Raw genomic sequence first — 1493 nt, forward strand, 5'->3', positions numbered from 1 at the left:
GGTTACAACCATCCTGAAATTAACCAAGCGTTAAAAGAGCAGTTAGACTCTGGTCTGCCTTATCAAACTCTTGATATTGCCACTTCTGCTAAAACTCACTTTATTAAGTCTGTTAAGTCTTTTCTTCCTCAAGAGCTGGGCGATAACTGTGTTATTCAGTTCTGTGGACCATCGGGTGCTGATGCGGTTGAAGCTGCGATCAAGCTAGCGAAACAAACGACAGGTCGTAATACCATGTTTGCTTTCCGTGGGGCATACCACGGTATGACAAACGGTACGATGGGCATGATGGGTAATTTAGGAACAAAAGCGCGTCGTACTGGCTTAATGTCAGATGTGCACTTTATGCCTTTCCCATACAACCTACGCTGTCCATTTGGCCTTGGCGGTGACGAAGGTGCGAAAGCAAGTATTCGTTATATCGAGCGTTTATTGAACGATGATGAAGCGGGTATCATGAAGCCTGCTGCGATCATCGTAGAGCCAGTTCAAGGTGAGGGCGGTGTAATTCCTGCTCCAGCATTCTGGTTGCGCGAACTACGTCGTATTTGTGATGAGCACGGTATCCTACTGATTTTTGATGAAATTCAGTGTGGTGTGGGTAAATCTGGTTACAACTTCGCTTTCGAAGAAGCGGGTATCGTGCCTGATGTATTGTGTCTTTCTAAAGCGATTGGCGGCGGCTTGCCAATGTCACTGCTTGTGATCAATAAGCAACACGATACGTGGAAGCCAGGCGAGCACACGGGCACATTCCGTGGTAACCAACTTGCAATGGTTTCAGGTGCTAAAGCGCTTGAAATTATCCAACGTGACAACCTTGTTGAGCATGCGAACGTTGCTGGCCAATACCTACGTTTTGGTCTTGAAAACATCCAAAAACGTGTTAACTGTATTGCTGAAGTTCGTGGCAAAGGCTTGATGCTAGGCGTTGAAATCAAGAATCCTAACGGCGAGCTTAACAAGTTTGGTGAACCTCTTGCGGACGGTCAGTTGACCCTAGCGATTCAACGTGCTGCGCTTGAGCGTGGTTTGATGGTTGAGAAAGGCGGCCGCGAAGGTTCTGTTATTCGCTTCCTTCCACCACTTATCATTTCATTCGAACAGATTGACTTCGCATTACGTGTGCTTGAAGAAGCGATCATCGCCGCAGGCGGTAGCCACGTTGAAGCTGCACCACAAGAAGAGTGGAAAAAGCACTTCATCCATACCGGTGAACTAGGCAGTGCTGAGTTTGCATCAGTAATGAACCACACAACTGCTGCAATGAAGTCAGTGTTTGAACAAGTTAACGCACCATACTCAGGTATGGATCCTAAAGCGTTAGAAGATGCGATCAACGCGGTTGACCTAGACAACAAAAATGCGCCACTTAAATCCGTAATCGATGATGTGGCAGAGCTGGTGGCAAAGAACGCTATCTTCACTCAACACCCTGATTGTATCGCGCATTTGCATACGCCTCCTTTAATGCCTGCTGTTGCAGCAGAGGC

Annotated in this window: 1 protein-coding gene; it reads left to right on the forward strand. The window is 47.2% G+C overall.

Translation table 11 applies throughout. From position 1 onward, the window contains the following. Positions 1-1493, forward strand: a 1493-nt coding sequence (locus R7O12_RS24570) for a diaminobutyrate--2-oxoglutarate transaminase family protein (RefSeq protein WP_318126659.1), incomplete at both ends; no start/stop codon positions are given.

It is taken from the genome of Vibrio sp. Vb1574, from assembly GCF_033338675.1.